This window comes from Anaeromyxobacter sp. SG66, assembly GCF_022690805.1.
GTDB lineage: Bacteria > Myxococcota > Myxococcia > Myxococcales > Anaeromyxobacteraceae > Anaeromyxobacter > Anaeromyxobacter soli.
Window position 1 is genome coordinate 1 of sequence record NZ_JALCZC010000141.1, and the last position, 9,287, is coordinate 9,287.

The 9,287-nt window shown below is 70.4% G+C and carries 11 protein-coding genes; 1 reads left to right on the top strand and 10 read right to left on the bottom strand.

The window, feature by feature from the left end:
- Together MNZ39_RS21860 and MNZ39_RS21865 are read right to left on the bottom strand one after the other, a co-directional pair.
- The coding region (locus tag MNZ39_RS21860) for a hypothetical protein (RefSeq protein ID WP_242341217.1) at positions 1–183 on the bottom strand (183 nt) is incomplete at its 3' end.
- Between the two features lie 178 nt (positions 184–361).
- Positions 362–676, bottom strand: coding sequence for a hypothetical protein (locus MNZ39_RS21865; protein ID WP_242341218.1), 315 nt, complete (start codon positions 674–676; stop codon positions 362–364).
- 95 nt (positions 677–771) lie between these two features.
- Between MNZ39_RS21865 and MNZ39_RS21870 the strand changes: the two genes are divergently transcribed.
- A complete protein-coding gene (locus MNZ39_RS21870) occupies positions 772–1,518 on the top strand; it encodes a sulfite exporter TauE/SafE family protein (RefSeq protein WP_242341219.1) in 747 nt (248 codons plus the stop codon).
- 87 nt (positions 1,519–1,605) lie between these two features.
- Here the strand turns inward: MNZ39_RS21870 and MNZ39_RS21875 are convergent, their stop codons facing one another.
- From MNZ39_RS21875 to MNZ39_RS21910, 8 genes are all read right to left on the bottom strand, one after another.
- A complete protein-coding gene (locus MNZ39_RS21875) occupies positions 1,606–2,031 on the bottom strand; it encodes a CBS domain-containing protein (protein WP_242341220.1) in 426 nt (141 codons plus the stop codon).
- Between the two features lie 2 nt (positions 2,032–2,033).
- Entirely contained in the window at positions 2,034–2,738 is a 705-nt protein-coding gene (locus MNZ39_RS21880) for an ABC transporter ATP-binding protein (protein WP_242341221.1), read from the bottom strand.
- 11 nt (positions 2,739–2,749) lie between these two features.
- Complete coding sequence (locus MNZ39_RS21885; RefSeq protein WP_242341222.1) at positions 2,750–3,469, bottom strand: ABC transporter ATP-binding protein; 720 nt, start codon at positions 3,467–3,469, stop codon at positions 2,750–2,752.
- Between the two features lie 11 nt (positions 3,470–3,480).
- Complete coding sequence (locus MNZ39_RS21890; protein WP_242341223.1) at positions 3,481–4,584, bottom strand: branched-chain amino acid ABC transporter permease; 1,104 nt, start codon at positions 4,582–4,584, stop codon at positions 3,481–3,483.
- A gap of 11 nt (positions 4,585–4,595) precedes the next feature.
- Complete coding sequence (locus tag MNZ39_RS21895; protein WP_242341224.1) at positions 4,596–5,462, bottom strand: branched-chain amino acid ABC transporter permease; 867 nt, start codon at positions 5,460–5,462, stop codon at positions 4,596–4,598.
- A 237-nt stretch (positions 5,463–5,699) separates the two neighbouring features.
- Positions 5,700–6,851: an ABC transporter substrate-binding protein gene (locus MNZ39_RS21900; RefSeq protein WP_242341225.1), complete on the bottom strand. Its 1,152-nt coding sequence runs from the start codon at positions 6,849–6,851 to the stop codon at positions 5,700–5,702.
- Positions 6,852–6,940: 89 nt separating this feature from the next.
- Complete coding sequence (locus MNZ39_RS21905) at positions 6,941–8,275, bottom strand: hypothetical protein (protein ID WP_242341226.1); 1,335 nt, start codon at positions 8,273–8,275, stop codon at positions 6,941–6,943.
- Positions 8,276–8,555: 280 nt separating this feature from the next.
- Positions 8,556–9,287, bottom strand: a 732-nt coding sequence (locus tag MNZ39_RS21910) for a Smr/MutS family protein (RefSeq protein WP_242341227.1), incomplete at its 5' end; no start/stop codon positions are given.

Consider the following 9,287-nt stretch of genomic DNA (forward strand, 5'->3'; position numbering starts at 1 on the left):
CACCCGCCCCGAGTCGTCGCTCCAGAGCGCCCGGGCGAGGCCGAAGGTGGCCGCCGCGACGAGCACGACCTCGTACAGCTTGACGGCGGCGAGCGCGGGGTCCGGAGCCCACGCGGCCGTGGCCACCGGGAGCACGGCGCTCGGCGGACCGAGGGGCGCGGCGAGCGCAAGGCCTCGGGCCACGCCGGGTCGCCCGGCAGGACGGGGCGGCGCGGTCAGCCTGGCGGCAAGGCGCAGGGCGGGAAGGCACAGGGCGGGCGGCCGCAGGGCGGGAAGGGCGGGAGGGGCCCGAGCGGCGGCGGCAAGGGTGGCAAGGGCGGTCCGCGCGGCGGCCGGCGCGGAAGGTAACGGCTGCGGCGGGCTACCTCGCGGCGGGAGGCGCTCCACGAAGGGCCGAGAGGAACCGTCGGGCCTCCGCGACGGGAGTCCTTCGAGCGGAGCCGAGGTGCGGCTCCGCCTCCGCCCGCGGGACGAAGCGCGGCTCCCCGGGCGTCCCCGGATCGAACGCGACCGCGAGGCCCTTCGCCGCCAGCGCGCGGAAGAACGGCTCCCAGCCGCAGCGCTCCCCGGCCTCCCCGTGGCCGACGAGGACCGGCGCGCCGTCGCGCAGCGCAGGCGAGCGCCGGCTCCAGCCCGCGAAGTGGATGATCTCGGCTCGGTCGAGGGTCGCGTGCATCGGGACCTCCGGCCGGGATCTGCCGCCGCGCGGCGGGCCCGGCAATCGCCCGGCGGGGGCTGCGCCGCCGGGGCGCGCCGTGCTAATCACGAACGGTGACGCTCGCCAACGGGCTGCTCGTGACCGCGTCGTCCGCCGCCGCCGGCCTGATCAACGCGGTCGCGGGCGGCGGGACCCTCCTCACCTTCCCGGCGCTGCTCACGGCCGGGCTCGGCCCCGTCGGCGCAAACGCCACCAGCACCGTCGCGCTCTGGCCCGGCCAGTTCTCCTCCGTCTGGGCTTATCGCCGGCACATCGGCGAGGAGCGGCGGCGCGCGCTCACCCTCGGCGTGCCCGCGCTGCTCGGCGGCGCGATCGGCTCGGTGCTGCTCCTCGCGCTCCCCGAGTCGGCGTTCGCGGCGATCGTCCCCTGGCTCATCCTGTTCGCCTGCGCGCTCCTCGCGCTGCAGGGGCCGATCAAGACCTTCGTCGGCGGCCACGCCGTCGGCAACCATCCCCTCGCGCACTGGGTCATCCAGCTCCTCATCTCCATCTACGGGGGCTACTTCGGCGCGGGCATCGGGATCCTGATGCTCGCGGCGATGGGCATCCTCGTGCCGTCCTCGATGCAGCACGCGAACGCCCTCAAGGTGCTGCTCGCGCTGCTCACGAACGGCGTCGCGGCGATCCTCTTCGCCATGAGCGGCAAGGTGGACCTGCGCGTCGCGGCCATCATGGCGGTCGCATCGCTGGCGGGGGGATGGATCGGCGCGCTGCTCGCGCAGCGGCTCCCGCCCGCCGGGATGCGAGCGTTCGCCATCGCCGTGGGCCTGTTCGCCGCGGGGAAGATGTTCCTGCGCTGAGGGCGAGCCCCCGGCGCGCATTAAGGCCGCCGACTCCGGGGAGGGGCCCCAGCAGCTTCGCTGCTGGGGCGGGGGCGCAGCCCCCGTCTATCTAGAAAAATGAATCAGCGCCTCGAGCGCGTTCGTCGTGGTGAGGATGCCCACGAGCTCGCCGCGCGTCCCGGCCACGATGACGCCGTTCAGCTTGCGGTCGTGGAGGAGCTTCGCCGCCTCGGAGATGGGGGTCTCCGGCTTCACGGTGTGCGGCTTCGGGTTCATGGCGGCGGTGACGGGCGTCTTCGAGAGCAGGTACTGCAGCTCCCACTGGTCGAGGCTCGTCGCCTTCGCCGGCATGTAGCCGAGGAGCATCTTCTCCGTCACCAGGCCGACGATCCTGTCGCCCTTCATCACCGGCAGCCGCCGGATGTTCCGCTCGCGGAGGAGGTGGATCGCCTCCACGATCGACGCGTCGTCCCCGATGGTGATCGGGTTCCGCGTCATCCAGTCGCCGACGGTGAGCTTCGTGTCCGCCATGATCAGATCCCCAGGAAGGCCTTCTTCACGTGCGCGTTGTCGAGCAGCTCGGCGCCCGGGCCGGAGAGTACCACCCGGCCCGTCTCGAGCACGTAGGCCCGATGGGAGATGCGCAGCGACTGGAACACGTTCTGCTCCACGAGCAGGATGGTCGTTCCCTGGCGGTTGATCTCCTTGATGATCTCGAAGATGTTCCGCACGAGCAGCGGCGAGAGCCCGAGCGAGGGCTCGTCGAGGAGCATGACGCGCGGGTTCCCCATGAGGCCGCGCCCGATGGCGAGCATCTGCTGCTCGCCGCCGGACATGGTGCCGCCGAGCTGGCCCTTGCGCTCGGCGAGGCGGGGGAAGAGCGAGAACACCCGCTCCATGTTGCGCTCGCGGTCCTTGCGCGTGGACTTCACGAACGAGCCCATGCGGAGGTTCTCGGTGACGGTCATCTCCGGGAAGATGCGGCGCGCCTCCGGGACCTGGACGATCCCCATCTCCACGACCTTGTGGGAGGGGACGCGCGAGAGCTCCGTGCCCTCGAACGTGATCGACCCCGAGGTCGGGCGGACGAGCCGCGAGACGTTCCTCAGGATCGTGGACTTGCCGGCGCCGTTCGCGCCGACGACGGTGACGATCTCCCCCTGCTTCACCTCGAGGTCGACGTCCCAGAGGACCTGCAGGTCGCCGTAGGCGAAGTTGAGCTTGCGGATCTGGAGCATGTCGTCTCCCGTCACTCGACCCGCTCGCCCAGGTAGGCGGCGATGACGTCGGGGTTGTCGGCGATCTCGCGCGGGCCGCCCTCGGCGAGCTTCTCGCCGGAGTTGAGGACCACGATCCGGTCGGAGATCCGCATGATGGCCTTCATGTCGTGCTCGATGACCATCTGCGTGAGGCCCCGCTTCTTGAGCTCGAGGATGAGCTGGATGATCTCCTCCGACTCGGCGGGGTTGAGGCCGCCCATCACCTCGTCGAGGAGCAGGAGCTCGGGCTTCGTGGCGAGGGCGCGGGCCACCTCCAGCTTCTTGCGCTCGCCGATGGGGAGCCCGCCCGCCAGGAAGTCGGGCTTGTGGTCCAGGCGGACGACCTTGAGCTGCTCCATCGCGAGCTCGCGCGCGACCCTGAGGCTCGAGGTGCGCGCGAGCGCGCCCACCATCACGTTGTCCACCACGGAGAGCTTCGCGAGCGGGCGGACCTTCTGCCACGTCCGCACCATGCCGAGCCTGCAGACCTGATCCGGCTGGAGCCCGTTGAGCCGCGTGCCCTTGAAGGTCACCTCGCCCTTCGAGGGCGGGTAGTAGCCGGTGATGCAGTTGAAGAGGGTGGTCTTGCCCGCGCCGTTCGGGCCGATGAGGCCCATGATCATCCCCTGCTCCATGGAGAAGGAGACGTCGGAGTTGGCCGCGAGGCCCCCGAAGAACTTGGAGACGTGCTCGATGTCGAGGATCGCCATGGTCGCCTCCCTCAGGCCGTCGCCGCCGGTTCCGTCCGCCCGCGCGACGGCGTGCGGCGGCGCAGCCGGGTCGCGAGGCGGCGGATGACGCCCAGCACGCCCTCGGGCGCGAACAGGATCACCACCACCACCAGGATGCCGTACACGAGCATGTGCGCGTTCGAGAGGTTCGCCTCGATGAACCGCACGAACCCCGAGTCGGACGAGACGATCCCGAGCTGCACGAGCCCCTTGGGGTTGCGGAGGATCTCCGAGAGCGGCACGAGCACCATCGCTCCGATCACCGGGCCGAGGATCGTCCCGATGCCGCCGATGATGCAGATGAGGACGAACTGCACCGACACGTCCAGCCCGAACACCGTGTTCGGGTCGATGAACTTCACGAACATCGCGTAGAAGCCGCCGGCCGCGGCGGTGAACGCGGCCGAGATCGCGAGCGCGACGTTCTTGTAGAAGGCGGGGTTGATGCCGAGGGAATGGGCGGCGTCCTGGTCCTCGCGGATCGCCTGGAAGTAGTAGCCGAGCTTCGAGTGCTGCACGGCCCAGTTCGCGATGATGGTGACGACCGCGAGCCCGAGCGCCGCGAAGTAGAACGGGCGCTTCGTGAAGAACTCGATCTCGGTCGCGCCGATCTTGAGCGTCGGGATCTCGGTGACGAGGAACCCCTCCGCGCCGCGGGTGAAGTCCTTGAAGTGCAGGGCGGCGAGCCGGATGATCTCGGTGACCGAGATCGAGGCGAGCACGAAGTAGGGCCCGCGCAGCCGGAAGGTGATGCTGCCGATGACGAGCGACAGGAGCACCGCCGCCGCGATCGCCGCCCAGATCCCGACCCACGGGGCGGTCTTGTTGAGCTCGAGCAGCATCATCGTGACGTACGCGCCGATGCCGAAGAACGCGGCGTGGCCGACCGAGTACTGGCCGGCGTAGCCGCCGATGACGTTCCAGGCCTGGCCCTGGATGATCGCCAGGAACAGCACGACCCCCATGTGCAGGACGTACGGCTTCTTCACGAAGCTCGGGAACGCCGCGAGCGCCGCGATCGCCGCCACGAAGAGGACGAGCCCGAGGACGGAGAAGCCGCGGGGGGCTCGGGAGAGGAGGGGACGCCGATCCATGGAGTGCACCCTTAGGCCCGGGTCTTCCCGAGGAGGCCGGACGGCTTGAAGAGGAGGAGCCCGAGGAAGAGCACGAACACGACGAGCTCCTTCAGGCCGGAGGCGATGTAGACCGCCGAGAGCGACTCGGTGACCCCGATGATGAGGCCGCCGAGCGTCGCGCCGATGACGCTGCCCATCCCTCCGAGCACCACGATGACGAAGGCCTTCAGCGTGAAGGTGCTGCCGACCTGCGGGAAGATGTAGTAGGTCGGCGAGATGAGCGCGCCCGCCACCCCGGCGAGCGCGGAGCCGATGCCGAACGCGAGCACCGACATCGCCTGCACGTTGATGCCCATGAGCTGCGCCGCGTCGCGGTCCTGGGCGGTCGCGCGGATCGCCTGGCCGGTGTCGGTCCTCAGGAGGAACCAGTAGAGCGCCGCGGTGATCACCGCCGTGATGAGGAACGCGACGAGCAGCGGCTCCGAGATCGAGATCCCGCCGAGCGAGAAGCTCGACGACGAGTAGGTCGTCGTGAGGATCCGGTAGTCGGAGGTGAACATCAGCATGATCGAGTTCGACATGATGAGGCCGAGCCCGATCGTGAGCAGGATCTGGTTCTGCGGGAGCGCGTTGAGCACCCGGTTGATGAGGGTCTTCTGGAGGAACGCTCCCCACAGGAACAGGAGCGGTCCGGTGATGGCCACCGAGACGAAGGGATCGATCCCGAGCCGCGAGAAGACGAGCCAGGTCGCGTACATCCCCAGCATGAGCAGGTCGCCGTGCGCGAAGTTGATGACGCGCATGACGCCGAAGATGATCGTCAGCCCGATCCCGATGAGCGCGTAGACGCCGCCCACGAGGATCCCGCTGATCACCGACTGCAAGAACACGTTCATTCGGCTGGCTCCGCGGCTCCGGTCGAGGGTGAGCGAAGAACGAGAGGGGCCGGGGAGCGTAACCAAACAGTCGAGCCGACTTCAACGCCTGTCAGCGCGCAGGGCGCGAAAAAAGGGCGATCGGCGGCCGACCGGGGGGCGACCGGCGCGCGCCCCCGAAACGAACGGGGCGGCGGGCCTGTGTCCGGCCCGCCGCCCCCAGGTACGAAGGTCACGCCGCGTGACGCGGCGCTCCCATCACTTCCAGCCCGGGAACGGGTAGACGGCCTTCTTCTTCGCGAGCTGCTTCGGGAAGACCGTCACCGACTTGCCGCCCTGGTACTGGACGACCGGCATGACGAGCTCGTTCTGGTTCGTGAACCCCTCGTAATCCCGGAAGTCCACGCTGCCCATGATGCCGTTCCACTTGCCGGCCTTGAGCGCCTCCTGGATCTTCTTGCGGTCGCCGCCCGCCTGCTGCGCGACCTCACCCACGATCGTCATGGAGGCGTAGGCGCAGGCCGCGTGGTAGGTCGGCTTCTTCCCGTACTTCTTGAGGTAACGGTCCGCGAACTCCTGCGCGGCCGGGGAGCTCTCCGGCGTCCACTGCGTCACCGAGAAGACGAGGTTCGAGATGTCCTTCTCGCTCTCGAACTGCGCGGTGTCGAAGCCCGCGCCGCCGCCCAGGAAGGCCTGCGGCTTCAGCCCCACCTCGCGCGACTGCCGCATGAGCAGGATCGCGTCCGCGACGTAGGACACCATGAAGACGAGGTCCGGGCTCTGCGCCTTGATCTTGGTGAGCGTGGAGCGGTAGTCGGGCGCGCCCTTCTGGTAGGCCTCGTCCGCGACGATCTTGAGGCCCTTCTTCTGCGCGAAGTCCTTGCCGGCGGCGGCGACGGACGTGCCGAAGTCCGTCGACTCGTAGATGAAGGCGATGGTCTTGGGCTTGCCGAGCTCGCTCGCGGCGTCGATGAGCGACTGCGCGTACTGGTGGGCCGGGGCGTTGAGCCGGAAGACGAAGTCGTACCCCTGCTTGGTGATCTCCTCCTTCGCGGCGGCCGGGACGACCTGGGGCACCTTGTACTGGTTCGCGAGCTTCGCGACCGCGTTCGCCGTGGCCGAGGTGTAGGGCCCGACGACCGCCGCGACCTCGTCGCCCGTCGCGAGCTGCTCCATCGCGCTCATCGACACCTGCGGCTTGCCGGTGTCGTCCTGCTTGATGAGCTGGACGTTGACGCCCTTCTTCTTGAGGTCCTCGACGGCCATGTCGACGCCGTTCGTGAGGTTCTCGCCGATGGGGGCCTCGGGGCCGGTGATGGAGTTGATGAATCCGATCTTCACCTGCGCGTGTCCGGCACCAGGGAGCGCGAGGCTGAGCGCCGCGAGGGCCGGGGCGAGCATCTTCTTCATGTGCCGCTCCTTGCGAGAAGGGATCCTATGGACGTGCGAAGGCGCCCGCGGCATTCAACACCGCGGGCGCCCCCTGTACTTTCGGCTTCCTAGAACACGAACTGCGACGACACGGCGGTCTGCCAGCCGTCCTGATCGAGGCCGTCGGCGTAGGTGGTCGTCGTGCGGACGCCCTCGACGCCGAACTTCCAGTGCTTGCCGGCGTTGAAGATCACCGCGGCGTGGATCTGCTCGTTCTCACGGCGGACCGAGGCCGCGGTCTGGCCGGCGGACCTACGGCTGCCCGCGTCCGTCTTCTCGCGGCCGTAGCCGCCGACGAGCCAGACCTCGGGGATGGGCTTCAGGACCGCCTGCGCCCAGAAGCCGTCCGACTCGACCGTGTCGGGAGCGGCCGTCGCGACCGGGGGAGTCCCCGTCGCGACCGCGCCCGCGCCGGCGGCGATCAGGTTGTACGTGTCGCCCGCGCCGTCGTTCGTGAACCACTCGCCCTTCACGTCGAGCCACTGCGAGGTCACGTTGACGTCGACGCCGAGGAGCGTGCCGTCGAGGTCCTTCGTGGCGCCCGTCCCGCCGGTGACGTCGCTCACGCGGCGCTTGCCGTACAGGTACCCGACGCCCGCGGCGACCGTGACCGGATCGAGCTTCGCGTTGACGCCGACGCGGCCCTCGAGGCTGGGGAAGCGCGAGGCGTTGCCGGAGCCGTAGTCGGCGCTGGCCGGCGTGAACACCGGCGCGGCGTCGTTCGTCTGCGGGGAGAGGACCGCGGCCGCGACGTTCAGGCCCAGCATCTCGGGCGTGCCGGCCCAGGACGCGCGGATCTGAGGAGCGCGGCGCCAGGCGTTGCCGGCCTGCCAGAAGATCGGGTCGGCGGTGTGCGTGATGGAGGTCGCGAACAGCGGCGTCACGATGCCGTAGTCCTGCCCGGCGAGGATCGTGAAGGTACCGACCGGCTGCTTCCAGGTCGCCGTCATGCTGGCGAGCCGGAGGCGCATCACGCCGTTGTACCAGGTGGTCGACGTGGTCGCGAGGTGGCCGGCCTTGAAGTCGAACTCGATCGTTCCGCCGAGCTTCGCGCCGGTCCAGTTCTCGTCGTCGAGCGCGAGGCGCACGCCGAACCGCGAGTAGCGAGCGCTCATGAGGTACGAGCCGCCCGCCTGCGTGCGCGCGACCTGGGCCGGGTAGTCCTTCGCCGCGAACGTGTTCGCGTTCGCGTACGCGCTCAGCTGGATGAAGCCGTAGGGCGTGACCTTCACCTCGTCCTTCGCGGCGGGCGGCTTGGCCGGAGGCGCGGTCGGCGGGGTCGCGGGCTGCGCCGCCGGCGTCTGCTCGGCGGGCTTCTGCTCTGCAGCAGGCGCCTGCGCGAGAGCCGCGAGCGGCAGCGCAAGGGTGAGGGCTGCAGCGATGAGCTTCTTCAAAGCCTTCATGCAGTGCCTCCGAAAATCAATGTGTTCGGCGGTGTGTCCGGGCCCCTGAACGGAAAAGGGAGCGCAGGCTCGGACGGGTGCTTCCTCTCTACCACACCGGGCCAGCCCTCGAACGCAGAAAAATTGGCGCGGCCGGCAGGAATTGCGCCCGCATGGGTGGACAACACTGAGAGCGAAATCGCGGCGCGCCTCCCCTGGCCGAAGGAGGGGGACGGCGGCCGCGAGCTCACGGGCTCGACGGCGCCGGCGCGCGGCCTCGCGGATCGGGGGTTCGGCGGCGTCAGCGCCGGAGGCTGACGACGGTCACTGCGTCGCCGCCCTCGTGGCGGTCGCCCGGGCGAAACGCGCCAACGTAGGGCGACGCGGAGAGGTGATCGCGGAGCGCCTGCTTGAGCGCGCCGGTGCCGTGGCCGTGGAGCACGAGGCACTCGGCCTCGCCGGCCGAGTAGACGCGATCGAGGAAGCGCTCCACCTCGCGGAGGAGCTCCTCCACCCGCAGCCCGCGCACGTCGAGGCGGCGCTCGAGGCCACGCGGCGCGTCGGGGCGCGCCTCGGCCGCCGCCGCGAGCTTCTCCGCGCGCGAGCGGCCGAGCCTCGCCGCGTCCTTCGCCTTCCCCACGAGCGGCACGAGGTCCGAGACGGGCCGGCGGACCTTGAGCGGCCCCGCCCGCACGAGCGCGTCCTTCCCCTCCACCTCCACGACCTCGCCCTCCTGCCCGAGCGAGACGATGCGGACGCGCACGCCCGGCTTCACCTCGCCGCCGGGCAGCGCCTCCGCGCCCGCCTCGGCGCGCGCCTTCGTCGCCTGCGCCGCCTGCTGGACGGTGGCGCGCCAGGCGTCGAGCTGGCGCGAGGCGTCGGTCGCGGCCCTCACCGTGGGCGCGGCCTGGAGGCCCGCGAGCAGCTCCGCCACCTCCGCGCGAGCGGCCTCGAGCTCGTCCACGAGCGCCTCGCCCATGCGCGCCGCCGCCTCGCGCTCGGCCCGCCGCGCGGCCTCCTCGGCGGCGCGGGC